We start from the raw sequence: 25233 nt of genomic DNA, 5'->3' as shown, positions 1-25233 counted from the left end.
TCAAAGGGTTCTCGTGTAGAACGCGGTCAGCTTGCCAATCGCAGCGTCCACGTATTTCGGCACCCAGTACGTTTCGATGTGCGTCGCGCCGTCGATTTTGAACAGATCCTTGTCTTGCGTGCCGGTCGCCTTGGCGAAAGCTTGCTCGGACATGTACAGGCTGTCAGCTTTGCTGCCCGCGATCATCAACAGCGGTTGATCGATGAGCTCGATCTGGTCGGTGGCATCGAAGCGCATCAAGTCCAACAGGCTGCTCGTCGTGTACTTGAAGGTCGAGTTGGGATGCGCGTGCGTCTTCCAGTAGTAGACGTATCCCTGTCGATAGAGATCGAATGGCAACTTGGCGATCTGTTCGTCCGTCAGATTGGCGTCGCCTGAATAGAGCACTTCTCCACCGGCGGCTTCCTGCGCGCGAGCCGCCGATGCCTGTCGCATCCGCTCGTTGATCGTCGCGAGCTGCGAGTCCATGTAGCCGTTCCGACGCACCCGGCCGGAGTTGAACATGCTCAGTGTTGCGACTGCCTTGAAGCGCTTGTCCGTCTGCGCCGCCGCCAGCGAGTACCCGCCGCCGCCGCAGATGCCAAGCAGGCCCAGGCGGGTCGCATCGACCCCCGGATAGCGCGTGATGTAGTCGGCCATCCCATGGATGTCTTCGATGCGATACGCCGGCTTGTCGACGCTGCGCGGTTGCCCGCCACTCGCGCCCTGGTATGCGGCGTCCGCGGTGATCGTGATGTAGCCCGCTTCGGCCAGACGCTGCGCGTACAGGCCCGCCGCCTGTTCCTTCACGCCGCCGTTCGGGTGCGCGACCACGACCGCGGGGTAAGTGTTCTTCGCGTCATAGTTCGCGGGTGTGTAGACATTCGCCGCGATGCGCAGGCCGTTGAGCTCGTAGGTGACCGGGTGGATGTTGACGTGGCCTGCCACGTTTTCCGTGATCGCGCCGTCGTATGCGAGCGTGTAAGGGTTCCCTCGGTAGTCGGCCGCGGCGGCTTCGCGTGCCGCGAATGCCAACACCACGGCGAGCAGGGTGATCTTGAGTGTGTACTTCATGCCGGCGCTCCCGACTGCTTGCGACGCACGCTGAGGAACTCGACCATCTTTGGATCGCGATGATCGAAAAACAGGCTCTGCCCGGTGTCGAGCGTCGTGATGGCGGCCATCTCCTCCGGCGCCAGATCGAAACCGAAGATGTCGAAGTTCTCGGCGATCCGATCCGGCTTGATCGATTTTGGAATCACGACGATCCCGCGCTGTGTGAGCCAGCGCAGCACAACTTGCGCGACGCTCTTGCCGTGCCGCTGCGCGATTCCGGCGAGCACCGGGTTGTGGAACATGTCATTGCGGCCTTCCGCGAAAGGCGCCCACGACTCGTGCTGGATACCGCGCTCCTTGAGCAACTCGCCTGCAACCATCTGCTGCTGGTAAGGGTGCGTCTCGATCTGGTTCACCGCAGGCGGTACGCGGTGGTGCACCAACAGGTCGATGAGCCGATCGGGCTGAAAGTTGCTTACGCCAATCGCGCGCAGCGTGCCCGCGTCATTGAGGGCCTCCATCGCCCGCCATGCGCCGTGCACGTCGTGGTATGGCTGGTGGATCAGGTAGAGGTCGAGGTAGTCGAGTTGCAGTCGCGCAAGGGATTGGGCGACGGCGCGCTTCGCGCCGGCCTCAGTCGCGTCGTCGATCCACAACTTGGTGGTGACGAATAGCTCCTCGCGCGGCACGCCGCTGGCCTTGAGTGCGCGGCCCACGGCTTCTTCGTTGCCGTAAATCGCCGCGGTGTCGACGAGGCGATAGCCGACGCGCAGCGCTTCAAGCACGCTCGCCTCGGTATCGGCGTCCGTCATCTGGTAGACGCCGAAGCCGAGAATCGGCATCTGGACGCCATTGTTGAGCGTGACCGTTTGCATCAGTCGCTCCGGGATTGGTGTTGGGGGACTGCCATCTTTCTCCCGTCAGCCATACGGATAAAGTGGTAAAAGCCGATTGTCCCTATGCGCAGGATTCATCAATGGAGCGGCAGAACCTCTCGGACCTGGTCGCCTTCCTCGCGGTCGCCGAAGAACGAAGCTTCACGAAGGCGGCCGCCAAACTCGGCACGTCGCAGTCGTCCATCAGCCATACGGTGCGGCGCCTGGAAGCGCGTCTGGGTGTGCGGCTGCTCTCGCGCAGCACGCGCAGCGTGTTGCCTACGGCCGCTGGCGACGAGCTCATCGCGACCCTCAAACCGGCGCTTCAGGACATCGACGCGAAGATAGGCGCGCTGGGTGAGCTTCGTGAGAAGCCGGCTGGACTCGTACGCATTACGACAAGTCGACACGCTGCCCAGACCGTGCTGATCCCGAAGCTGTCACCGCTGTTGTCGGAGTACCCGGACATCCACGTCGAGCTGAGCCTGGATGCCACGTTGGTCGATATCGTTGCGGACCGCTTCGATGCCGGCGTTCGGCTCGGCGAGCAACTCGCCAACGAAATGATCGCAGTCCGGATCGGCGGCGACTTGCGCCAGGCCGTGGTGGGCTCGCCCGACTACTTCAAACGGCATCCGATTCCCCAGACACCGAACGACCTCACTGCCCATCGTTGCATCAATCTGCGCATGCCGACGCGCGGCGGCCTGTATGCGTGGGAGCTGTCGCGCGATGGTCGCGACGTCAACGTGCGCGTGGAGGGGCCGATGATCGTCAACGATTCGATCGTTGCGCTCGACGCGGCGGTGAACGGCGTCGGGCTGGCCTTTCTGATGGATGACCTTGTCTCGCAGGCAGTCGCCGATGGCCGCTTGGTTCGCGTACTCGAAGATTGGTGCGAGCCCTTCGCCGGCTATCACCTGTACTACCCGAGTCGCCGCCAACCTTCGCTTGCGTTCTCGCTGGTGGTCGACGCCCTGCGCCACGGATGAGTGTCGATTGATGCGAGCGGTTCATGACCGCATCCAGTCCAGCCTACTCAATCGCCATGAGCGCAGTGCCTAACATCGATCTCCTGTCACGCAGGACGAGGAGAAGCCCATGGCGCGCCACGAAGCCGATAACGGTCGCCGCAATTTCCTGATGGGAGCCGCGGGGCTCGCCGCCGCGCCGCTGGTTGCCGGCGGGGCCCGCGCTGCCAGCGGAGCTGCTGCTTCTGAGACGCGGCTTTCCCGACGTCGCAAGCTCGGCGCGCTGGAAGTTTCGAGCATCGGTCTCGGCGTGCAGAACATGAGTCGCACGTACCAGACGACGGTGCCGACGCGATTGGAGATGCACAACATCATCCGCACCGCATTCGATCGCGGCGTGACCTTCTTCGACGCCGCCGAGGCTTACGGCCCACATGAGGTGGAACGCATCCTGGGCGAAGGCATCGCGCCGTTCCGCAACGATGTTGTGATCACGTCCAAGTTTGGCTGGAACATCGACCTGAAAACTGGCGCGCGCGGGCCCGGGCTCAACAGTCGTCCCGACCACATCAAGTTGGCTGTCGACGGAATGCTCAAGCGGCTGCGCACAGACCGAATCGATTTGCTCTACCAGCACCGCGTCGATCCCGCGGTGCCGATCGAAGACGTCGCCGGCGCCATCAAGGAACTAAAGCTACAAGGCAAGGTGCTGCACTGGGGGCTCTCCGAAATGGGACTGGGCACGCTGCGGCGCGCGCACGCCGAGTTGCCACTCACCGCCGTGCAGAACGAATACTCGATGCTGTGGCGCGGCCCCGAACAAGAAGTGATCCCGCTGTGCGAGGAACTGGGTATCGGCTTCGTGCCGTGGAGCCCGCTCGGCGTCGGATTCCTCACCGGGGCAATCGACGAGAAGACGCGCTTCGCCGACGGCGACATCCGCAAGATCGAGGGCCGGTTCTCGCCCGAAAACGTGCCGCACAACCTGACGCTGGTTGCGCTCTTGCAGGAGTGGGCTCGTCGAAAGCAGGCGACGCCGGCGCAAATCGCGCTCGCGTGGCTGATGGCACGCAAGCCCTGGATCGTGCCTATCCCGGGGACGACGCAGATGGCCCACATGGTCGAGAACATCGGCGCAGACAAAATTGCATTTAGCGCGGTGGACCTTGAAGAGCTCGATTCCGCGCTTGCGAAGATCGCGATTCAAGGTGAGAGATTGCCGCCAGCCGTACAGGTCTTCAGCGGAGTAGAAGCGCCCACCTCTTAGCGCGCATTACGAACGTTGTATTGGTAACGCGTGGGCTATTCGCGCTTTGCCACTGTCGTCATGCTGAGCTTGAACGTGCATACCCACTCGGACGCCGGCCTGACGGTGACGCTGCATCGCGCCTCGAGTTCCGATTGTAGGCTTGGGCTGTGCGGCACGACGATGTAGCCGCTTTGATGATCGCCGACCATCAGGCAGTCCCTGCCCTCTGCCATGTGCAGTGCCACGAGCAGACATAAACAGGCATCCAACTTGTCCTGGTCTCTCTTGCCCGGGCGATCCTTGTCGTGCGCCTCGTCGATCCAGCGAGCAATCCCGCCAAGATCCCGCTCTTGAAATGCAGCGGACGCCATGGTGCAAACGTACTGCCAATCTTCCAACGAAAACGTCTTCTTGCGCTCCGGGTTGTACTTCGGAAGGCGCCCGGCATGCCGCAGATCCTCCCGGAGCCAGCCAAGCGCGATGAGCACCAGGACCGGGTAGGTTTCAAAGACAACGGCGTCGTCACCGGGTCGGGGAGTCAACGGGTCGGCGGCGCCGCCGAATTGGTCGATGAAGGTCCAAACTGGCGCGCCTTCGCCAAACATGTCTGCTCGTGCGGTGTTGGCAGGCTGCATGCCCCCATGGCGAAGGCTCACGCTGGAAGAAACGATGTTCTCGACAGGTCGCTGACCTGCGCTGTTGTTCACGATCGTCGGCTGGTCGAGCAGGATGACCGTGGAGACCGGAGATAGTTCGGCCTGCCATCTGCGAATCGCATCTTCAGCTTCACGGAAGTTTGCGATTTGCGGATCGCCTAGTACCCGGAACGCGCCATCATCGTTTTGGATGGCGGCGACGATCGCCCCGCGCTTTCCCGGGGTCCAGGCCGAATCAAATCCAACTAGCAGGTTCGCCATTCCAAATCCCTTCTGCGGAAGATTCCCGGGATTGCCACAGCGAGAATGCATCAACGTAGAGAGACTTGCGGCTACCCATTTCAGGGGTGGACGCATGGACCCCAATTGGACCCCAGCAAGCGCAAAGAAAAAGGGCCTGCAAGGTTGTGCCTTGCAAGCCCTTGTTTCTACTGGTGCCGGAAATAGGAATCGAACCTACGACCTACGCATTACGAATGCGCCGCTCTACCAACTGAGCTATTCCGGCTGAGCCGTGAATTCTAGGGGCCGGCGGGGGGCCGGGTCAATGTCACTCGACCAGCGTCAGCCGCAATTCCTTCGGCAGCGCGAACACCATGTCCTCGGGTTTTCCGTCCAGTTCACGCACGCCGCCGGCGCCGAGCTCGCGCAGGCGCGCGATCACGCCCCGGACGAGCACGTCGGGGGCCGAGGCGCCCGCGGTCACGCCGATGTGGCGGCGGCCGACCACCCAGCGCGGGTCGATTTCGCTCGCGCCGTCGATCAGGTGGGCTTCCACGCCCTCGCGTTCGGCCAGTTCGCGCAGGCGGTTGGAGTTGGAGCTGTTGGGCGAACCGACGACGAGCACGAGGTCGCAGGCGGCCTGCGTGAGTTCGCGCACCGCGTCCTGGCGGTTCTGCGTGGCGTAGCAGATGTCGTCGTTCTTCGGGCCCTGGATCTGCGGGAAACGCACGCGCAGGGCATCGATGATGCTGCGCGTGTCGTCGACCGAGAGCGTGGTCTGCGTCGTGTACGCGCAGTTGGTCGGCTGTGCGATGTCGAGCGTGGCGACGTCATCGATGTCTTCGACCAGGTAGATCCGGCCGCCACCGGCCTGCATGTTCCACTGCCCCATCGTGCCTTCCACTTCCGGGTGGCCGGCGTGGCCGATCAGCACCATGTCGCGGCCGGCGCGGCATTGGCGCGCGACTTCGAGGTGGACCTTGGTCACCAACGGGCACGTGGCGTCGAAGACTTTCAACCCGCGGCGCGCGGCTTCCTGGCGCACGGCCTGCGAAACACCGTGCGCGGAAAAGATGACCGTCGCGTTGTCGGGCACCTCGTCGAGTTCTTCGACGAAGATCGCGCCGCGATGCTTGAGGTCGTCGACCACGAAGCGGTTGTGCACCACTTCATGGCGGACGTAGATCGGCGCGCCCAGCAATTCGAGGGCGCGCTTGACGATCTCGATCGCGCGGTCGACGCCGGCGCAGAAACCGCGCGGATTGGCCAGCAGAATGTCCATGGGACGGATTATCGCGCTTCCGGCGCCCGCTTGCCTTGCAGCAAGCCGAACAGGGCGATGCCGATGGCCCCGACCACGATCGCCGAGTCGGCCACGTTGAAGGCCGGCCAGGCGTGGTCGCGCCAATGCCACTGGATGAAATCGACCACGTGGCCGTGGCGCAGGCGGTCGATCACGTTGCCCAGCGCGCCGCCGATCACCAGCGCGAAGGGCACTGCGGTGCGCCAGTCGCGCCGCGGGGTACGCGCCAGCCAGAAGGCCAGCAGGCCGCTGATCACGAAGGCCAGCGCGGTGAACATCCACTTCTGCCAGCCGCCGGCGTCGCTCAGGAAACTGAAGGCCGCGCCGGTGTTGTAGCTGCGATACCAGTTCCAGAAGCCTTCGATGACGACGACCGGCTGGTATTCGGGAAGGCTGGCGAGCACCCAACTCTTCGAGAGTTGGTCCAGCACGATGATCGCGACGGACAGCAGCAGCCACGGCGTTGCGTTGGGGGAATTGCGCATCAGAAATACATCCTTGTTTCGCCGGGGCCTTCGACGTTGCTGACGCAACGCCCGCACAATTGCGGATGCGCCGCGACCGCGCCGACATCGCCGCGATGCTGCCAGCAACGCACGCACTTGGTCTTCTGCGTGGGCGCGGCGGTGATCTGCATTTCTTCGGCGTTGTCGTCGGGGTTCAAATGCACGTCGCCGCTGATCAGCAGGAAGCGCAACTCGTCGACGAGCGGCGCGAGCCAATTCTGGTCGGCGACGCCACAACGAATGCCGATCTCGGCTTCCAGCGCGGCACCGATCTGGCCATTGGCACGCATCGGCTCGAGCACCTTCGCCACGTTGTCGCGCAGCTCCAGCAGCCGATCCATGTCTTCGACAGTCAGCACCGCATCGTCGCCGAGCGGCGCCAGGCCGTCGTACCACGTGGCGAACAACACGTTCCCCTCGCGGTGGCCCGGGATCTGCGCCCACATTTCATCGGCGGTGAACGAGAGGATCGGTGCGATCCAACGCACGAAGGCTTCCGCGATGCGGTACATCGCCGACTGCGCCGAACGACGCGCGGGCGAGTCCTCGCGCAGCGTGTACAAACGATCCTTCGTCACGTCGAGATACAACGCGCCCAGGTCCACGCTGCAGAAGTTGACCAGCGCCTGCACGATTTCCGCGAAGTCGTAACGCGCATAGGCGTCGGCGATCTTCTGCTGCACCTCGAAGGCGCGATGCACGATCCAGCGGTCGAGCGCGACCATCGCATCCAGCGACGCGAGGTCGCGCGCGGGATCGAAACCATGCAGGTTGCCCAGCAGGAACCGCGCGGTATTGCGGATGCGGCGATACACATCGCCGTTGCGCTTGAGGATTTCGTCGGAAACCGAAATCTCGTTGCGGTAGTCGGTCGAAGCGATCCACAGGCGCAACACGTCGGCGCCCATCTGGTCGATCACCTTGTGCGGATCGATCACGTTGCCGAGCGACTTGGACATCTTGCGGCCGTTCTGGTCGACCGTGAAACCGTGTGTCAGCACCTGGCGATACGGCGCATCGCCGTCCATCGCCACGCCGGTCAGCAACGAGGACTGGAACCAGCCGCGATGCTGGTCGGAGCCTTCGAGGTAGAGGTCCGCGGGCTTCGCGAGCATGTCGTCAGGGCGCTGCGCGAGTACGCATTCGTGGCTCACGCCGGAGTCGAACCACACGTCCAGGATGTCGCGCACCTTTTCGTATTTCGACGCGTCGGCGCCCAACAGTTCGGCGGCATCCAGTGCGTACCAAGCATCGACGCCGGATTGCTCGACGCGATCGGCGACCTGGCGCATGAGCGCCGGCGAATCGGGATGCGGTTCGCCGGTTTCGCGATCGATGAACAGCGCGATCGGCACGCCCCAGGTGCGCTGGCGCGAGATGCACCAGTCGGGGCGGCCTTCGACCATCGCGAAGATGCGCGCTTCGCCCCAATCGGGGAAGAACTGCACGCGGCCGATCGCCGCGAGCGCATCGCGACGCAGGCCGGCCTGCTCCATCGAGATGAACCACTGCGGCGTCGCGCGGAAAGCCACCGGCGTCTTGTGGCGCCAGCAATGCGGATAGCTGTGCACGAGCGTGGAATGCGCGAGCAACGCGCCGTTCGCACGCAGTACTTCGACGAGCGCGTCGTTCGCTTTCCAGATGTGCAGGCCCGCGAGCTGCGTATCGCCTGCAGCCGGCGTCGACGGCAAGTAAACGCCGCGCCCGTCGACCGGATTCACCTGCGCCGCGGTGTAGGCATCGGTGAGCCCGTAGCGCAGGCCGACCGCGAAGTCTTCCTGACCGTGGCCGGGCGCGGTGTGCACGGCGCCGGTGCCGTCTTCGGCGGACACGTGTTCGCCGAGGATCAGCGGGATTTCGCGATCGTAGAACGGGTGTTGCAGGCGCTGGCCTTCGAGTTCGACACCCTGCGCACGGCCGTGCACGACGTAATCGTCGACGCCGTAACGCGCGAGCGCCTTTTCGGCGAGCGCTTCGGCGAGCACGAGCCACACGCGCTTGCCCTCGCGTTGTGGGCCTTCGACCAGCACGTAATCCAGTTCCGGGCCGAGCGTGACCGCGAGGCTGGCGGGCAGCGTCCACGGCGTGGTCGTCCAGATCGGCACGGCGACGTCGACGCCTTCAGGCAACGCGACGCCGAACGCCGTGGCGAGCGCCTGCGGCTGGCGCGCGCGATACGCGACATCGATCGCCGGCGAGGCCTTGTCCTGGTATTCGATCTCCGCTTCGGCCAGCGCCGAACCGCAGTCGAAACACCAGTGCACCGGCTTCACGCCGCGCGCCAGATGGCCGCGGTCGATGATCTTCGCCAGCGAACGCAGCATGTCGGCTTCGTAGCGGAAGTCCATCGTGCGATACGGGCGCTCCCACTCGCCGACCACGCCCAGGCGCTTGAAGCCCTTGCGTTGTTCGTCGATCTGCTCGGCGGCGTATTCGCGGCACTTCGCGCGGAAGGCTTCCGCGTCGAGATTCACGCCGACCTTGCCATGCTTCTTTTCGACGACCAGTTCGATCGGCAGGCCGTGGCAATCCCAACCGGGCACGTAGGGCGCATCGAAGCCGGCCATCAGCTTCGACTTCACCACGATGTCCTTGAGGACCTTGTTGACCGCATGGCCGATGTGGATCGGGCCGTTGGCGTAAGGCGGGCCGTCGTGCAGCACGAAACGCGGGCGGCCCTGCGTCTTCGCGCGGATCTGCGCGTAGAGGCCGTCGGCCTCCCAACGCTTGAGCGTTTCAGGCTCGCGCTTGGGCAGGTCGCCGCGCATCGGGAAGTCCGTCGCGGGCAGGTGGATGGTGGGCTTGTAATCCTGGGTCACGCGCAAGCCTGTTGCGAGAGGGAAGAGAGGAGGTCGCGCGCCTGGCGCGCGTCGCGATGGATCTGTTCGACCATCGCGGGCAAGTCGGTGAAGGTCGCCTCGTCGCGCAGGTGCGCCACGAATTCCACTGCGATGTGCCGACCGTACAGGTCGCCGTCGAAGTCGAACAGGTGCGCCTCGAGCAAGGGCTCCACGCCCGCGACCGTCGGGCGCGTGCCGAAGCTCGCCACCGAATCAATCGGCGCATCGCCAAGGCCATGCACGCGCGTGGCAAAGATGCCCTGCAGCGGCGGGCGGCGACGGCCGTAGCGCAGGTTCGCGGTGGGATAGCCGAGCGTGCGGCCGAGCTGCTTGCCGCGCACGACGCGGCCGGCGATCGAATAACGGCGACCGAGCAGGCGTTGCGCGGTGTCGAAGTCGCCCGCGGTCAGCGCGGCGCGGATGCGCGTGCTCGACACGCGCTCGCCGTCGACGACGACCGGATGGATCGCGTGCGCTTCGAATTCGCCGAAGGTGCGCAGCAACGCAAGGTCGCCGGCGCGGCCCTTGCCGAAACGGAAATCGGGGCCGATCCATACTTCGCGCGCGTCGAGGCGATCGATCAACACCTCGCGGACGAAGCGTTCGGCGGACATCGCAACGAGCTTCGCATCGAAGCGCAGCAGGCCGACGAGGTCGATGCCGAGATCGCGCAGGCCTTCGAACTTCGCGCGGGCGAGCGTGAGGCGCGGCGGCGGTTCGGCCGGTGCGAAGAATTCGCGCGGCAGCGGTTCGAAGCTCAGCGCGACCGCGGGCACGCCCAGCGCGCGCGCACGCTCGACGGCGCGGCGCACCAGCGCGCGATGGCCGAGATGGAGGCCGTCGAATGCGCCGATGCAGACCACGCTGCCTTGGGGGCACAAGGGCCCGCCTTCGACGTCACGGAACAGCCTGCTCATGGAACGCGGGAGTATAGCTGCCGCCCTGCCCTCCGCCCCGCGGAACACATCGATCTCAATGTTCCTTCAGGTCCGAGAGGCGGAAGCCCATCGCGACCATCGCCGCTCCGTACACCGCGACACCGCCGCCGACCAGCAGGCCGAGCCACAGGATCCGCGTGGCCACCGCGACCGTCGTGAAATCCGGCGCGATGCGCAGGCCGAGGATCAACGCCACCGTCATCGCCCCGCAGGCCACGGCCAGGCGCACCAGGAACTTGCCCCAGCCGGGCTTGCGTTCGTAAACGCCCGCTTGCCGCAGCCAGCGCCACAGCAGCAGCAAATTGAGGTAACTCGCCGCCGCCGACGCCATGCCCAGCGCGAAATGCAGGCCGGGCGTGTGCGAAAGCGCGACCAGCACCGGGCCCTGCTTCATCGCCGGCGAGACCCAGACCATGTAGAGGATCGCGAGGAACAGGCCGTTGAACACCATGTTCGCCACCAGCGACGCCACGCCCGCGCGCACCGGCGTCTTCGTGTCCTGGCGGGCGTAGAACGCGGGCAGCACGACTTTCACCAGCGCGAAGGCCGGCAGGCCGAAGCTCAGGCCGAACACCGACAGCGCCGCCATCTTCGTGTCGAACGCGGTGAAGTGGCCGTGCTGGAACAACGTGGACACCAGCGGTACGCACAGCAGCATCAGGCCGAGCATCGCGGGAGTGGCGATCATCAGCGTGGTACGCAGGCCCCAGTCCAGCGCCGCGGAAAATCCGGCGCGATCAGTGTTGACGTGGTGCCGCGCGAGCGCCGGCAGGATCACCGTGCCCAGCGCGACGCCGAACACGCCGAGCGGCAGCTCGAGGAAGCGATCGGCCTGCGACAGCCAGGTCTGCGAACCGGCGATCAGCAGAGATGCGATCACCGTATCGAGCAACAGATTGATCTGCGCGACCGAGGAGCCGAACAGCGTCGGCACCATCAGGCGCATCACCTTGCGTACGTCCGGATGGCGCGCGCCCCAGCGGGGCCACGAGAGCAGGTCCAGCTTCGCCAGCTGCGGCACCTGGAACAGCAGCTGCAGCACGCCCGCCGCGAGGATCGCCCAGCCCAGCGCGAGGATCGGCACCTGCAGCAAGGGCGACAGCCACAAGGCGCCTGCGATCATGCAGACGTTGAGGATCACCGGCGTCAGCGCCGGCATGCCGAAGCGATGGAAGCTGTTGAGCGCGCCGGCCGCCAGCGCGGTCAGCGAGACGAACAACAGGAACGGGAACGTGAGCTGCAGCAGCGTGACCGTGAGGGCGAACTTCTGCGGCTCGTCGGCCGCGCCGGGCGAGAACAGCAAGGTCACCTGCGGCGCGAAGAACACCCCGAGGGCCACGATCACCAGCAGCACCCCGCCCAGCGTGCCGGCCGTGCGCGAGACCAGTTCCTTCAGCTCGGCGTGGGTCCGCTTCTCCTTGATCTCCGTGAACACCGGGACGAAGGCAGTCGAAAACGACCCTTCGGCGAACAGCCGCCGCATGAAATTCGGGATGCGGAAGGCGACCCAGAACGCGTCGGTCATGGCGTTGGCGCCGAAGACGCTGTTGATCACCATGTCCCGGACCAGGCCGAAGACCCGGCTGACCATGGTCATGCTGCCGAAGGAGAGCAGGCCCCGCAGCATCCGGGGGCGCGGGGCGGACGGACCGGGACCACTCATGCGGCGTGGGCCCCGTGGTTGACGCAAGTGGTTGAAACGCCCATACTTCCGCGCTTCGTTGTGCCGGGAAAGCCCTGGTACCGATCCATTTCCACCCTCATCGTTTCGTTCCCAGGATTCCCGTCGTGGCCAATATCAAGTCCGCCAAGAAGCGCGCCAAGCAGACCGTCGTGCGCAACGCTCGCAACGCCGCTCAGCGCTCGATGCTGCGCACCGCCGTCAAGAAGGTGCTGAAGGCGCTCGACGCCAATGACGCCGCCGCCGCCCAGGCCGCGTTCGTCGTGGCGCAGCCCATTCTCGACCGCTTCAGCGCGCGTGGCCTGATCCACAAGAACAAGGCCGCCCGCCACAAGAGCCGCCTCACGGCGCGCATCAAGGCGCTGCAGGCTGCCTGATTCGATCAGCGCAGTTGCTGTCTTGAAAAACCCGGCCTCGGCCGGGTTTTTTGTTGCCTGTGCGCAGGCCTCACGCATCGGCCTGCCCCTGCTCCAGCTGTTCTTCGCGCAGGCGATCGAAGAAGGTCTGCACCGCGAGCATGATCGGCCACGTGCCTTCGCGCGCGAGCGCGGACACCATGTACCAGGGCTGCGTCCATCCGAGTTCCTGCACGACCGCTTCGGCCTGCGCGCGCGCTTCGTCCTCGAACATCAGGTCGGCCTTGTTGAGCACGAGCCAACGCGGCTTCTCCAGCATCGCCGGATCGTACTTGCGCAACTCGTGTTCGATCGCGCGCACTTGTTCGGCGGGTGAAGCCTCCACGCCACCTTCCATCGGCGCCATGTCGACCAGGTGCAGCAGCAAACGCGTGCGCTGCACATGGCGCAGGAACAGGCTGCCCAGGCCCGCGCCTTCGGCCGCGCCTTCGATGATCCCCGGGATGTCGGCGATCACGAAGCTGCGATGGTGTTCGACGGAGACGACACCCAGGTTCGGATAGAGCGTGGTGAAGGGATAGTCCGCGACCTTCGGCGTCGCGGCGGAAACCGCGCGGATGAACGTGGACTTGCCCGCGTTCGGGAAGCCGAGCAGGCCCACGTCGGCGAGCAGCTTGAGTTCCAGGCGCAGAGTGCGTTGCTCGCCTTCGTCGCCCGGCGTCGCACGACGCGGCGAACGATTGGTCGAGCTCTTGAAATGCATGTTGCCCAGGCCGCCCTTGCCGCCCTTGGCGACGAGCAGGCGATCGCCGTGCCGCGTGAGGTCGCCGATGACCTCGTCGGTCTCGATGTTGTGCACGACCGTGCCGACGGGAACCGTGATCGTGTGGTCCTCGCCGCCCTTGCCGTACATCTCGCTGCCCCTGCCGTTCTCGCCGCGCTGTGCGCGGAAGGTCTTCTCGTGGCGGAAGTCGACCAGCGTGTTGAGGTTTTCGTCGGCCTGCAGCCAGACGTTGCCGCCGCTGCCGCCGTCGCCGCCATTGGGGCCGCCCAGCGGGATGAATTTCTCGCGCCGGAAACTGATGGATCCATCGCCGCCGTTGCCGGCGATCACGGTGATGTCTGCTTCGTCGACGAGTTTCATTTCACTTGCATTCCTTGCTGCAGAAACGACGAACCCCGCCGGAGCGGGGCTCGTCGGACACCGGCGCGCCGAGGTTACTCGACGACGCTGACGGTGCGGCGCTTGTTCGGGCCCTTGGTCGAGAAATCGACCTTGCCATCGACCAGCGCGAACAGGGTGTGGTCGCGGCCGAGGCCGACGCCCGAACCCGGGTGGAACTGCGTGCCGCGCTGGCGAACGATGATGTTGCCGGCTTCGACGGCCTGGCCGCCGTAGAGCTTCACGCCCAGGTACTTCGGATTGGAGTCGCGGCCGTTGCGCGAGGAACCTACGCCCTTTTTATGTGCCATGGCTGCTTCTCCTTACTTCTTGTCGCCACCGGCGATGCCGGTGATCTCGATTTCGGTGTAGTGCTGCCGGTGGCCCATCTGCTTGCGATGGTGCTTGCGGCGGCGGAACTTCACGATGCGCACCTTGTCGGCGCGGCCGTGACCCTTGACGGTGGCGGTGACGCTCGCGCCCTTGAGCGCGTCGCCGAGCTTGACGCCTTCGCCGTCGCCGAGCATGAGCACGTTGTCGAACGTGATCGACTTGCCGGCTTCGACATCGAGCAGCTCGACGCGGAGCGTCTCGCCTTGCATCACGCGGTATTGCTTACCGCCGGTGACCAGTACTGCGTACATGACCAGGCATTCCTCTGTAGTTATTGTGGTCGCCTGAACGCCTTCGAGGGCGGACAGAAGCGGAATTGTAGGGGTTTCAGCGATTTACGGTCAACTCTGGCCGCTTGCTGCCGGTGTGATGCCCGCTTAACCGGCCTTGGCGCCTGATTCCCCGGCCCGCGAGAGGGGCGCGGCGCTCCCCCACCACGCTCAGGGAGGTCGTCCCATGTTCGAGGGTCTCATCGACCAGGTCGCCGCACGCTTCGGCATCGGCCCCGACAAAGTCCGCCAGTTGCTTCCCCTGCTGGCCGGCCTGATGTTCAACCAGTCCGGCGGTTTCGCCGGTTTCCTCGATCGATTCCGCCAGCAGGGCCTGGGGGATGTCGTCCAATCCTGGGTGGACACCGGGCCCAACCAGCCGATTTCGCCCGGACAGGTCGAAAGTGCGCTCGGCCCGTCCACCGTCAACGAGATGGCCAGCAAGGTCGGCGCCGATCGCAACGCGGTCTCCGGCGCGCTCAGCGGCCTGTTGCCCGACATGGTGAACGGGCTGACCGAAGGCGGCCGCATCCCGACCTCGATCCCGGCCAGCCTCGCGGGCCTGCTCGGTGGCGGTGCCGCCGCGCTGGGGACCGGCGCACGAACGGCGGCTGCGGCCGGCGGCGAGGTCGTCCGCGCGGCGGGCGGCGGCATGGGCCGCTGGCTGCCCTGGATCGCGATCATCGCCCTGGCGCTGATCGCCTTCTTCGCCTTCCGCGGTTGCAAGCGCGAAGCGATGCCGGGCACCCCGACTGCGGAAGCGCCATCGATGTCGTTGCCCGACGCCGGCGCCGCACTCGATGCCCTATTGGGCCGCACCTTCAGCGCCGACGACCTGGTCAAGGCGCTGAACCTGATGACGATCCACTTCGACACCGACAGCGCCCGCATCTCCGCCGACAGCACGGCGATGCTCGCCAAGGCCGCGAGTGTCATCAAGAAGGCACCGGCCGGCACGCGCATCGAAGTGGGCGGCCACACCGACAACACCGGCGATGCGGCCGCCAACATGACGCTCTCGCGCGAACGCGCCGCGGCCGTGGTGGCCGAACTGACCCGCGACGGCGTGGACCCGGCCAACCTCACCAGCCAGGGCTACGGACAGGACCGGCCGGTCGCCGACAACGCCACCGAAGCCGGTCGCGCGAAGAACCGGCGGATGGAGTTCACGGTCCTGCACTGACGCGCCGGCCCGTTCAGGAGCCTGAGTCGCAGCCTGTGCGCCCCCGCGCGCACAGGCTGGCGTTGCGCCGATTTGCCCCCACCTAGTCGGCTCGTTACGCTCCCCTGTTCGACCTTCGCTCCCCGCACCGGACTCCCTACTCGATGGCGATGGACTTCATCCGCATCCGCGGCGCGCGGACGCACAACCTCAAGAACATCGACCTCGACCTTCCGAGGGAGAAGTTGATCGTCATCACCGGGCTCTCGGGTTCCGGCAAATCCTCGCTCGCCTTCGACACCATCTACGCCGAAGGCCAGCGCCGCTACGTCGAGTCCCTCTCGGCCTACGCGCGCCAGTTCCTCAGCGTGATGGAGAAGCCCGACGTCGACCACATCGAGGGCCTCAGCCCCGCGATCGCGATCGAGCAGAAGGCCACTTCGCACAACCCGCGCTCGACCGTCGGCACGATCACCGAGATCTACGACTACCTGCGCCTGCTCTACGCACGCGTCGGCACCCCGCGCTGCCCCGACCACGGCTTCCCGCTGGAAGCGCAGACCGTCAGCCAGATGGTCGACCAGGTCATGGCGCTGGCGAAGGACGAGAAGCTCGCCGAGCAGCGCTGGATGTTGCTCGCGCCGGTGATCCGCGAACGCAAGGGCGAGCACGCGCAGATCTTCGAACAACTGCGCGCGCAGGGTTTCGTTCGCGTCCGCGTGGATGGCGTGTTGCACGAAATCGACGCGGTGCCGCCGCTCGCGCTGCGCCAGAAACACACGATCGAAGCGGTGATCGATCGCTTCAAGGTGCGCGACGACCTCAAGCAGCGCCTGGCCGAATCCTTCGAGACTGCGCTCAAGCTCGGCGACGGCATGGCGATCGTCCAGGCCATCGACGACGCGTCGCTCGCGCCGCAGCTGTTCTCTTCGAAGTACAGCTGCCCGGTCTGCGATTACTCGCTGCCGGAGCTCGAACCGCGCCTGTTCTCCTTCAACTCGCCCGTCGGCGCGTGCCCGACCTGCGACGGCCTGGGCGTGAGCCAGTTCTTCGATCCCTCGCGCGTGGTCGTGCATCCCGAGCTTTCGCTCGCGGCCGGCGCGGTGCGCGGCTGGGACCGTCGCAACGTTTACTACTTCCAACTGATCGCCTCGCTCGCCAAGCATTACGGCTTCAGCGTCGACACCGCGTGGCAGGACCTGGGAGAAGACCAGCGCCAGGCGGTGCTGTACGGCAGCGGCAACAACGTCGTGACGTTCTCCTATCTCACCGAAGCGGGCGGGCGCACGTCGCGCAAGCACAAGTTCGAAGGCATCCTGCCGAACCTCGAACGCCGCTACCAGGAAACCGAAAGCGCCGCGGTGCGCGAAGAGCTGGCGAAGTACATCAGCGAGCGCCCCTGCGTGGAATGCGGCGGCGCGCGCTTGAACCGCAGCGCGCGGAACGTGTTCGTCGCCGATCGGCCACTGTCGGACATCGTCGTGCTGCCGGTCGACGAAGCGCTCACCTTCTTCCAGCACCTGGAACTGCCGGGCTGGCGCGGCGAGATCGCGGTCAAGATCGTCAAGGAAATCGGCGAACGCCTGCGCTTCCTCGTCGACGTGGGCCTGGATTACCTCACGCTCGAACGCAAGGCGGACACGCTGTCCGGTGGCGAAGCGCAGCGCATCCGCCTGGCCTCGCAAATCGGCGCGGGCCTGGTCGGCGTGATGTACGTGCTCGACGAGCCCTCGATCGGCCTGCACCAGCGCGACAACGAACGCCTGCTCGGCACGCTCACGCGCCTGCGCGACCTGGGCAACACGGTCATCGTGGTCGAACACGATGAAGATGCGATCCGCCTGGCCGACCACATCGTCGACATCGGCCCCGGCGCCGGCGTGCATGGCGGCGAAATCGTGGCGCAGGGCGTGTTCGCCGACGTACTCAAGGCGCCGCGCTCGCTCACCGGCCAGTACATGAGCGGCAAGAAGCGCATCGAGATTCCCGCGCACCGCCACAAGCCGAACAAGAAGATGTCGCTGCGCCTGCTCGGCGCCAGCGGCCACAACCTCAAGAACGTCGATCTCGAAATCCCGGCGGGCCTGTTCACCGCGATCACCGGCGTCTCCGGTTCGGGCAAGTCGACGCTGATCAACGACACGCTGTATGCGCTGGCCGCCAACGAGATCAACGGCGCGTCGCACAAGCCGGCGGCCCATCGCGAAGTGCACGGCCTGGACCTGTTCGACAAGGTCGTCGACATCGACCAATCGCCGATCGGCCGCACGCCACGTTCGAATCCGGCCACGTACACGGGGCTGTTCACGCCGCTGCGCGAGTTGTTCGCGTCGGTGCCCGAGTCGCGTGCGCGCGGCTATTCGCCGGGGCGTTTCAGCTTCAACGTGCGCGGCGGGCGTTGCGAAGCGTGCCAGGGCGACGGCCTGATCAAGGTCGAGATGCACTTCCTGCCGGACGTGTACGTGCCCTGCGATGTCTGCCACGGCAAGCGCTACAACCGCGAGACGCTGGAAATCCTCTACAAGGGCTACAGCATCCACGACGTGCTGGAGATGACGGTCGAAGATGCGTTGTCGCTGTTCGAACCGGTGCCCGCGATCGCGCGCAAGCTCGAAACGCTCGTCGATGTCGGCCTGACCTACGTCAAGCTCGGCCAACCGGCGACCACGTTGTCCGGCGGCGAAGCGCAGCGCGTGAAGCTGTCGAAGGAACTCTCGCGCCGCGATACGGGCCGCACGCTGTACATCCTCGACGAACCGACCACCGGCCTGCACTTCCACGACATCGAACACCTGCTCGCCGTGCTGCACAAGCTGCGCGACGACGGCAACACGATCGTGGTGATCGAACACAACCTCGACGTGATCAAGACGGCGGACTGGGTCATCGACCTGGGCCCCGAAGGCGGCCACCGCGGCGGCACGATCCTGGCCACCGGCACGCCGGAGGACATCGCAGGGATCGGCCATTCGCACACCGGTCGCTTCCTCGCAAAGGTCCTCGGGACCGACGCCAAGCCGACCAAACCCGCGCCCTCGCCGCGCCCGGAAGCCCCGCGCCCGCCGTCGAAGGCGGAGAAGGTCGCCGCGAAGAAAGCCGCCAAGCAGGCAGCCAAGACGACGCGGAAGTCGGCGGCATGAGTGGTGACGCGCTGTTCCGCATGGAGATCGCGCCGCGTTGGCGCGACCTGGACGCGTTCAACCACGTCAACAACAGCAACTTCCTGACCTACCTGGAAGAAGCGCGCATCCAGTGGTTCGCATCGCTCGGCCGCGAATGGCTCAGCGACACGATGATGCCGTTGCTAGCGGCCGTGCAACTGAACTATCGCGCGCCGATCCCGTATCCCTCGAAAATCGCGATCGCACTGTTCGCCGATCGCGTCGGCAACACCAGCGTGACCGTCGGCCACCGCATCGAGTCCATCGATGGCGCGACCTTGTATTCCGACGGCCATGTCGTGCTGGTTTGGATCGACCCGAAGAGCGGGCGACCGATTCCGTTGCCTGATGGCGTACGCGAGATGGCTTCTTCTCGGGCGTAAAAACCTCGGCTTCGAAAGCATGCCTCTTCGACAAAGATCGGGACAGTGCGAAGCTCGCTTCGCACCGGCAAAACGAATGCCCGGGCGAAACCCCCGATCGAAAGCCAACGCACGAAAGGTGATGCCCCAGCGTTGTGAGTTTCAAATTTTTTTCCCAAAAAAATTTGGAACTCACGACGTTCGGGCGGCGCGAAAGCGGAGGGTGTAAGCCCTTTCGGACCAACGCACCCTCAGGGATTGCGCACCACAAACGCCCCCCGCACCACCCGCCCATCCTGCAACGCGAAATCGATCGCCACCTTGTCCCCCGCCTTCAGCGACGACTTCGGATCCATCAGCATCAGATGCAAGCCACCCGGCTTGAATTCCGCACTGCCGTTCGACGCGATCGGCAATGAAGGCACGGCGCGCATCCGGCTCACGCCATCGACGAGCTTCGTCTCGTGCATCTCGACGCTCGCGTAACTCGCGCTCTTCGCGCTGGCGACTGTCGCAGCCGTCTTGCACGCATTCTCGATGCGCCCGAACCCTGCATGCATCGGCATGCCACCCGGAACCAGCCGAATCCATCCGTCGCGCACGACGGGCACGCAGGCGTCAGGCTTGCCTTTCGCGCAAGCGGGCATCGCGAACAGGAAGGAAACAAGCGCCAGGGCAACGATGGAGCGGAAAGTCTTCATGCGCCTATGATAGCGCCGCCCCCCATCCCGGACTCCCCCGCATGCTTGTCGAACGCATTCCGCACGGCCCCATCGTCGAACTCAAGCTGGCGCGTGCGCCCGTCAATGCACTCGACCCCGCGCTCTGCAACGACCTGCGCACCGCGCTCGTCGATGCGGTCAAGGGTGGTGCGCAAGGCATCGTGTTGTCGGGTGGGCCGAAGGTGTTTTCTGCCGGCCTCGACGTTCCGTATTTGCTGTCGCTCGGTGAGGATCGCGCAGCGCTGCTGAACGCATGGTCGGCGTTCTTCGATGCCGCGCGCGCGCTCGCCGAGTCGCCTGTCCCCGTCGCCGCCGCCCTCGCCGGTCATGCGCCTGCAGGCGGTTGCGTGCTCGCGTTGTGCTGCGACTATCGCGTCATGGCCGAAGGGCCGTATCGCATCGGCCTCAATGAAACCCAGGTCGGCCTGGTCGCGCCCGAAGGGATCCAGTGGCTGATGCGTCGCATCGTCGGGCTGCATCGCGCCGAGCGTTTGCTGGTGAGCGGCCAGGTGCTCGACAGCGCGCAGGCGCATGCGATCGGCCTGGTCGACGAGCTCGCGGCGATCGACGAGGTGGCCACGCGCGCGCGCCTGTGGCTCGAAGGGCTCGTGGCCTTGCCGCGCGAACCGATGCTGCGCACGCGTTCGATCTCGCGCGCCGATGTCGTGGCCGCGATGCAGCCCGAGCGCATCCAGCTCGAAAGCTTCATCGACGCGTGGACGGCGCCCGATACGCAGCAAGGTTTGCGCGCGTTGATCGCGCGCCTCGGAAAATGATCAGGCGCCTTCGGCGATCGGCCGCGATGGATCGGAGATCCATCCGCTCCACGAACCGGTGAACAAACGCGCGCCGCGCAAGCCGGCGCGCTCCATCGCCAGCAGGTGGTGGCAAGCGGTGACACCCGAGCCGCACATCACGATCGCTTCGCCGGCAGGCTTGCCGTGCAGCAACGCGCGGAATTCATCTGCCAGGTCGGCCGGCGGCTTGAACTTGCCGTGGTCGAGGTTCATCGCGAAGTGGCGATTGACCGCACCCGGCACGTGGCCCGCGACGCGGTCGATCATCTCGTTCTCGCCGCGGAAGCGATCGGCCGCGCGCGCGTCGATCAGGATGTAACCGGCGTCGAGGCTTTCCTGCACCTGCTCGGCATCGAGCAAGCGCGTCGCATCGAACGTGCCGGTATAGCGCGTGGTGATCGGCTTCTTCGGCGAAGAATCCACGGGCAAGCCCAGCGAGGACCAGCGCGACCAGCCCCCATCGAGCACCGCGACTTTCTCGTGCCCGAGCGCGCGCATCAGGAACCAGAAGCGCGAGGCGTGCGCGCCATCGCCGTCGTCGTAGGCGACGACCTGGTCGTCGGGCCCGATGCCCCATTCGCCCAGCCGTTGCGTGAAGCGGGCCGCGTCGGGCCATGGATGGCGGCCCGCGCCGGTGCGCTTCATGTCGGACAGGTCGCGGTCCAGGTTCGCATACACGGCGCCGGGCACATGGCCGACCAGATACGCGCTTTCGCCCGCCGTCGGGTTGGCCAGGGAGAAGCGGCAATCGACGATCTTCACGTCGGGCCGGCCGATCGCGATCGCGAGCGTTTCGGCCTGCACGAGGGTATTCCAGCCGGACATCGGTTCCTCCGGTGCGGGCGGGGGCCCGCGGGTGCGGATGGGTCTAGCTTGCCGCAGCGATGCGTTCACGCAAGTTGAAGAGGATCGAGGCGGTGGCGCCCCAGATCCGTTGCCGCGGGTTACCCCTATCCACGAATTCCAGCACCCGGCGCGGCCGCCCGCCCGGAATCGGGCGACCCAGCAGGGTCGCGACATCGGTGGCGTTGAGGTTGGCGGGGTCCAGAAGATAGTCGAGCGGGACTTCGAAGACTTCGGCCACCTCGCCCGGATCGGGCCGCGGCACGAACTCCGGATCGACCATCGCCACCAGCGGAAGCACCCGGAAACCGGTGATCGTGCACAGCGGATCGAGGAAGCCGAGCGGCGCGGCCTGCGCGGCTTGCAACCCGATTTCCTCGCGGCTTTCGCGCAGCGCGGCGGCGATGGCATCGCGGTCGTCCGGTTCGATGCGCCCGCCCGGGAAACTCACCTGGCCTGCGTGGTGGCGCAGTTCGTCGGTGCGGCGCGTGAGCAGGACCTGCCAACCCTCGCTGCGCGTGACCAGGCCGACGAGCACCGCGGCTTCGCGCAAGGGCGCGTCGGGCAGCAGGTCGACGAGGTCCTGGTGGTTCCATCCGGGGCCCGTGGGCGGAGCATCGACGGGATGCAGCACCGCGCGCAGGTGCATCAGGTCCAGGCCCACGCTCATTTCGGCGCGTAAGGCGGGCGCGCGGGAAGCACCACGTCCATGACGTGCAGGCGTTCTTCGTCGCTCATCAGGCTCCAGCGCGCGATCTCGTTGGTCGTGCGACGGCAACCCGAGCACAGGTCCTGCGTGTCGAGCTCGCAGATGCCGATGCAGGGGCTGAGGATCGGGCGGAAGGTGGGCGCTGGGTGCACGGTGCGATTTTGACGGATTGCGAGGCCGGAAAAAGAGAACGCCGGCGCTAGGCCGGCGTTCGTCCTTGCTGCGTTGTGCGATTACTTCGCCGAAACCAGCTTCACCTCGAACACCACCGCGACATTCGGCGGGTACGGGCTGCGCGGATCGGCGCCGAAGCCCTGGTCCGGCGGGAGGGCGATTTCCCACTTCGAACCGGCCGGCATGTTGGTCAGCGCTTCGCGCATGCCCTTCATTTCCACCGCGCTCATCTTGATGCCCGTGAGCTTCTCGGCGGCCGGGGCCGCTTCGGGGCGCTTGTTGAGCGGGAACGGACCGGTGACTTCCAGGTCGACCGTGCTGGAAGCGGTCGGCTTGGCGCCGGTGCCGGTTTCGATCACGCGGTACTGGACGCCGCTGGGCAGGGTCTTCACGCCGGCCTTGGCCTTGTTGGCGGCCAGGAACTGGTCGGACTGGGCCTTGTTGTCGGCCGAAGCCTTGGTGAACTCGGCCTTGCGCTGTTCGGCGCGCGCCTGCTGGCGCTTCTGCAGGCCGGCGATCACCGGTTCGAGGTCCTTCTCCGCGACAGCGGGCTGCTTCTTGGCGTAAGCGTCCTGCATGGCCTTGTACACAGTGGCCATGTCGACCTGCTCGCCGCTGGCGGCGAGATCGCTGCCGAAGCGGTAGCCGAAGTAGTAACTGAGCTTGCCCTTTTCACTCGTGGTCTCCTGGGCGTGGGCGAAGCCCGCGAACAGGGTCAAAGCCGCGACGGTGGCGGCAAGCAGACGCAACTTCATTCGGAACGTACCTCTTGGAATGGGAATGCCCGTCCGTCGGTCCCGGATGGGCGCGCTAGGATAGCGGCGCGAGCGCTGAATCGCCACTGACGACCGGGCCCTGTGACCGGGCCTGGCGTGAGAAGTTCCGCGCCCGGCGAAAGCCGCGTCAATCCACACTCGCCCCCACACTTACGAGCCCCGAGCATGCCCGACTCCGTCCTGCTGACCGCCGACCGCGGCGCCGTTCGCACCCTCACCGTGCACCGCCCCGACAAGCTCAACGCCCTCAATGCGCAAACCCTCGATGCCCTGCACGTGGCCTTCCGCGCGGCCGCGGAGGACGCAAGCGTCCGTTGCGTGGTCCTCACCGGCAGTGGCCCGAAGGCCTTCGTGGCCGGTGCCGACATCAGTGAAATGAATGCGCTCACGCCCGTGCAGGGTCGCGACTTCTCCCTGCGCGGCCAACGCATGATGCGCGGGATCGAAAAGATGCCCAAGCCGGTGATCGCGATGGTCAACGGCTTCGCGCTCGGTGGCGGTCTTGAACTGGCCATGAGCTGCCACCTGCGCATCGCCGCCGACACGGCCAAGGTCGGCCAGCCCGAAATCAACCTCGGCCTCATCCCCGGCTTCGGCGGCACGCAGCGCCTGCTGCGCCTGGCCGGCCGCGCGGCGACGCTGGAACTGTGCCTGGCCGGCGCACCGATCGATGCACAGCGCGCGATGCAACTGGGCATCGTCAATCGCGTCGTGCCCGCGGCGGAACTGGAAGCGCAGACGATGGCACTCGCCGACCAACTCGCCAACGCCGCGCCGCTCGCCCTGCGCGGCATCCTGGACTGCATCAATGTCGGCGGCGAGTGCGGCATCGAAGAAGGCCTGGAATACGAAAGCGCGCAGTTCGGCCTGATGTTCGCCACCGACGACATGCGCGAAGGCACCACGGCGTTCCTAGAACGTCGCAAGCCCGCCTTCGCCGGCCGCTGATGGAAGCGTGCGTCACCTGCGCATGCGCCTCGCCCGAGGGCGAGGCCGCGCATCGCATCAATGCGGCCTTGCGCGAGGACGACCTGGATCGCGCGATCGAACTCGGCTTGCTCGATGACATCGCATGCGCGCAATGCAGCGCCGATTGCACACAGGCCCTCGCACTCGCGCGCGACACGCGACGCCGCGCCCTGGCCGCACGCGAGCGCTTCCGCGACCGCGCATTGCGCCTGGCCCGCCTGCAACGCGAACGTGATGCGCAACGCGCGCCGGTGCAGACGCAAACCGGTTCGCCCGCACTGCCGGCCGCCGCAGCGGCCGCGCTCGAGCGCGCGAAGGCACGCGCTGCCCAGAAAAAGGATTGATGCGTGGCAGTCGCAAAGAAACGGCGCGCCCGCCGAACGCTCCTGACCAAACCGCAGATCGTCGAACTCTTCTCACGCCTGCGCGAACTCAACCCGCACCCCACCACCGAACTCGAGTTCAAGACGCCGTTCGAACTCCTCGTCGCCGTCGTGCTGTCCGCGCAATCCACCGACGTCGGCGTGAACAAGGCCACGCGCAAGCTCTTCCCCGTCGCCAACACGCCGGCGGCGATCGCGAAACTCGGCGAAGAAAAACTCAAGCGTTACATCGCGACCATCGGCCTGTTCAACACCAAGGCCGCCAACGTCATCGCGCTGAGCCGCCGCCTGCTGGAAGAACACGACGGCCAGGTGCCGCGCGACCGCGCGGCGCTGGAAGCGCTTCCGGGCGTGGGCCGCAAGACGGCGAACGTCGTCCTCAACACCGCCTTCGGCGAGCCGACGATGGCCGTCGACACCCACATCTTCCGCGTATCCAACCGCACAGGCCTGGCGCCAGGCAAGGACGTGCGCGAAGTCGAGGACAACTTGTTGCACGTGGTGCCGCCCGAATTCCTGCACGACGCGCACCACTGGTTGATCCTCCACGGCCGTTACACCTGCATCGCGCGCAAGCCGCGTTGCCCGGCCTGCCCCATTCGCGACCTCTGCCGCTACAAGGAGAAGACAACCGAGCTGGAATGACGCCCGAATGTCATGTGGGCGCAACTTGTCACAATAACGAAAGATTCACGCCCTACGCTGCGCGGCATTCATCC

At 66.0% G+C, this 25233-nt stretch carries 24 protein-coding genes, 1 tRNA gene and 1 pseudogene; 10 read left to right on the top strand and 16 right to left on the bottom strand.

Annotated features, from left to right (window positions below):
• Together AC1DOM_RS07330 and AC1DOM_RS07325 are read right to left on the bottom strand one after the other, a co-directional pair.
• Entirely contained in the window at positions 1-1053 is a 1053-nt protein-coding gene (locus tag AC1DOM_RS07330; RefSeq protein ID WP_498961754.1) for an alpha/beta hydrolase, read from the bottom strand.
• Positions 1050-1910, bottom strand: coding sequence for an aldo/keto reductase (locus AC1DOM_RS07325; RefSeq protein WP_498961752.1), 861 nt, complete (start codon positions 1908-1910; stop codon positions 1050-1052). Before AC1DOM_RS07325 ends, AC1DOM_RS07330 begins: the two co-directional genes overlap by 4 nt.
• A gap of 101 nt (positions 1911-2011) precedes the next feature.
• Here AC1DOM_RS07325 and AC1DOM_RS07320 point away from each other — a divergent pair, with 101 nt between their 5' ends.
• A complete protein-coding gene (locus AC1DOM_RS07320) occupies positions 2012-2902 on the top strand; it encodes a LysR family transcriptional regulator (RefSeq protein WP_498961750.1) in 891 nt (296 codons plus the stop codon).
• Between the two features lie 109 nt (positions 2903-3011).
• Complete coding sequence (locus tag AC1DOM_RS07315; RefSeq protein WP_498961748.1) at positions 3012-4148, top strand: aldo/keto reductase; 1137 nt, start codon at positions 3012-3014, stop codon at positions 4146-4148.
• A gap of 35 nt (positions 4149-4183) precedes the next feature.
• Here the strand turns inward: AC1DOM_RS07315 and AC1DOM_RS07310 are convergent, their stop codons facing one another.
• The 7 genes from AC1DOM_RS07310 to murJ form a co-directional block, all read right to left on the bottom strand.
• Complete coding sequence (locus tag AC1DOM_RS07310) at positions 4184-5047, bottom strand: DUF429 domain-containing protein (RefSeq protein ID WP_498961746.1); 864 nt, start codon at positions 5045-5047, stop codon at positions 4184-4186.
• Between the two features lie 171 nt (positions 5048-5218).
• Positions 5219-5294 (bottom strand) — tRNA-Thr (locus AC1DOM_RS07305).
• Between the two features lie 42 nt (positions 5295-5336).
• Positions 5337-6290, bottom strand: a complete 954-nt coding sequence (gene ispH, locus AC1DOM_RS07300; RefSeq protein WP_498961744.1) for a 4-hydroxy-3-methylbut-2-enyl diphosphate reductase — start codon at positions 6288-6290, stop codon at positions 5337-5339.
• A gap of 8 nt (positions 6291-6298) precedes the next feature.
• A complete protein-coding gene (gene lspA, locus AC1DOM_RS07295) occupies positions 6299-6796 on the bottom strand; it encodes a signal peptidase II (protein WP_498961743.1) in 498 nt (165 codons plus the stop codon).
• Positions 6796-9636, bottom strand: coding sequence for an isoleucine--tRNA ligase (ileS, locus tag AC1DOM_RS07290; protein WP_498961741.1), 2841 nt, complete (start codon positions 9634-9636; stop codon positions 6796-6798). Before ileS ends, lspA begins: the two co-directional genes overlap by 1 nt.
• Positions 9633-10574, bottom strand: coding sequence for a bifunctional riboflavin kinase/FAD synthetase (locus tag AC1DOM_RS07285; RefSeq protein WP_498961739.1), 942 nt, complete (start codon positions 10572-10574; stop codon positions 9633-9635). The genes ileS and AC1DOM_RS07285 overlap by 4 nt, the downstream gene beginning before the upstream one ends.
• Positions 10575-10629: 55 nt before the next feature.
• Positions 10630-12222: a murein biosynthesis integral membrane protein MurJ gene (gene murJ, locus AC1DOM_RS07280; RefSeq protein WP_498961737.1), complete on the bottom strand. Its 1593-nt coding sequence runs from the start codon at positions 12220-12222 to the stop codon at positions 10630-10632.
• 161 nt (positions 12223-12383) lie between these two features.
• Between murJ and rpsT the strand changes: the two genes are divergently transcribed.
• Positions 12384-12653: a 30S ribosomal protein S20 gene (rpsT, locus tag AC1DOM_RS07275; protein WP_232897862.1), complete on the top strand. Its 270-nt coding sequence runs from the start codon at positions 12384-12386 to the stop codon at positions 12651-12653.
• A 70-nt stretch (positions 12654-12723) separates the two neighbouring features.
• Here rpsT and obgE read toward each other — a convergent pair whose 3' ends face one another.
• The 3 genes from obgE to rplU form a co-directional block, all read right to left on the bottom strand.
• A complete protein-coding gene (gene obgE / locus AC1DOM_RS07270; RefSeq protein WP_498961735.1) occupies positions 12724-13776 on the bottom strand; it encodes a GTPase ObgE in 1053 nt (350 codons plus the stop codon).
• Between the two features lie 74 nt (positions 13777-13850).
• Positions 13851-14105, bottom strand: coding sequence for a 50S ribosomal protein L27 (gene rpmA, locus AC1DOM_RS07265; protein WP_498961733.1), 255 nt, complete (start codon positions 14103-14105; stop codon positions 13851-13853).
• Between the two features lie 12 nt (positions 14106-14117).
• On the bottom strand, positions 14118-14438 hold the full coding sequence (gene rplU / locus AC1DOM_RS07260; RefSeq protein WP_498961731.1) for a 50S ribosomal protein L21: 321 nt from the start codon (positions 14436-14438) through the stop codon (positions 14118-14120).
• 205 nt (positions 14439-14643) lie between these two features.
• Between rplU and AC1DOM_RS07255 the strand changes: the two genes are divergently transcribed.
• The 3 genes from AC1DOM_RS07255 to AC1DOM_RS07245 all read left to right on the top strand — a co-directional run bounded on the left by AC1DOM_RS07255 (position 14644) and on the right by AC1DOM_RS07245 (position 19162).
• Positions 14644-15639 carry an OmpA family protein gene (locus AC1DOM_RS07255; protein WP_498961729.1) on the top strand — a complete coding sequence of 332 codons (996 nt, stop codon included), beginning with the start codon at positions 14644-14646 and terminating at the stop codon, positions 15637-15639.
• 143 nt (positions 15640-15782) lie between these two features.
• The gene (uvrA, locus tag AC1DOM_RS07250; RefSeq protein ID WP_498961727.1) at positions 15783-18758 is read left to right on the top strand and encodes an excinuclease ABC subunit UvrA; all 2976 of its coding nucleotides are present in this window, start codon (positions 15783-15785) and stop codon (positions 18756-18758) included.
• Positions 18755-19162: an acyl-CoA thioesterase gene (locus tag AC1DOM_RS07245; protein WP_498961725.1), complete on the top strand. Its 408-nt coding sequence runs from the start codon at positions 18755-18757 to the stop codon at positions 19160-19162. Before uvrA ends, AC1DOM_RS07245 begins: the two co-directional genes overlap by 4 nt.
• 230 nt (positions 19163-19392) lie before the next feature.
• On the opposite strand, the gene AC1DOM_RS07240 is transcribed toward AC1DOM_RS07245, so the two are convergent.
• Positions 19393-19842, bottom strand: a complete 450-nt coding sequence (locus tag AC1DOM_RS07240) for a copper chaperone PCu(A)C (protein WP_498961723.1) — start codon at positions 19840-19842, stop codon at positions 19393-19395.
• Between the two features lie 41 nt (positions 19843-19883).
• On the opposite strand from AC1DOM_RS07240, the gene AC1DOM_RS07235 reads away from it, so the two are divergent.
• Positions 19884-20639, top strand: a complete 756-nt coding sequence (locus AC1DOM_RS07235) for an enoyl-CoA hydratase/isomerase family protein (RefSeq protein ID WP_498961721.1) — start codon at positions 19884-19886, stop codon at positions 20637-20639.
• Here AC1DOM_RS07235 and AC1DOM_RS07230 read toward each other — a convergent pair whose 3' ends face one another.
• The 3 genes and pseudogenes from AC1DOM_RS07230 to AC1DOM_RS07220 all read right to left on the bottom strand — a co-directional run bounded on the left by AC1DOM_RS07230 (position 20640) and on the right by AC1DOM_RS07220 (position 23141).
• Positions 20640-21485 (bottom strand): sulfurtransferase, encoded by an 846-nt coding sequence (locus AC1DOM_RS07230; protein WP_498961719.1) that lies wholly within the window; start codon positions 21483-21485, stop codon positions 20640-20642. It lies immediately after the preceding gene.
• Positions 21486-21528: 43 nt separating this feature from the next.
• Positions 21529-22364: pseudogene (locus tag AC1DOM_RS07225) on the bottom strand (NUDIX hydrolase).
• Positions 22365-22445: 81 nt separating this feature from the next.
• Positions 22446-23141 (bottom strand): FKBP-type peptidyl-prolyl cis-trans isomerase, encoded by a 696-nt coding sequence (locus tag AC1DOM_RS07220; RefSeq protein ID WP_498961718.1) that lies wholly within the window; start codon positions 23139-23141, stop codon positions 22446-22448.
• A gap of 186 nt (positions 23142-23327) precedes the next feature.
• Between AC1DOM_RS07220 and AC1DOM_RS07215 the strand changes: the two genes are divergently transcribed.
• Genes AC1DOM_RS07215 through nth form a run of 3 tightly spaced genes read left to right on the top strand, consistent with a single transcriptional unit; the run spans position 23328 to position 25159 of the window.
• Positions 23328-24110, top strand: a complete 783-nt coding sequence (locus AC1DOM_RS07215; protein ID WP_498961716.1) for an enoyl-CoA hydratase/isomerase family protein — start codon at positions 23328-23330, stop codon at positions 24108-24110.
• Entirely contained in the window at positions 24110-24475 is a 366-nt protein-coding gene (locus AC1DOM_RS07210; protein ID WP_498961714.1) for a hypothetical protein, read from the top strand. The genes AC1DOM_RS07215 and AC1DOM_RS07210 overlap by 1 nt, the downstream gene beginning before the upstream one ends.
• 3 nt (positions 24476-24478) lie before the next feature.
• Positions 24479-25159, top strand: coding sequence for an endonuclease III (gene nth / locus AC1DOM_RS07205; protein WP_498961712.1), 681 nt, complete (start codon positions 24479-24481; stop codon positions 25157-25159).
• The last annotated feature ends 74 nt before the right edge of the window (positions 25160-25233 follow it).

The organism is Lysobacter sp. P5_B12 (assembly GCF_056400425.1).
Note: the sequence above shows the minus strand (reverse complement) of the source record. Positions and strands in the feature narration are given on the sequence as shown.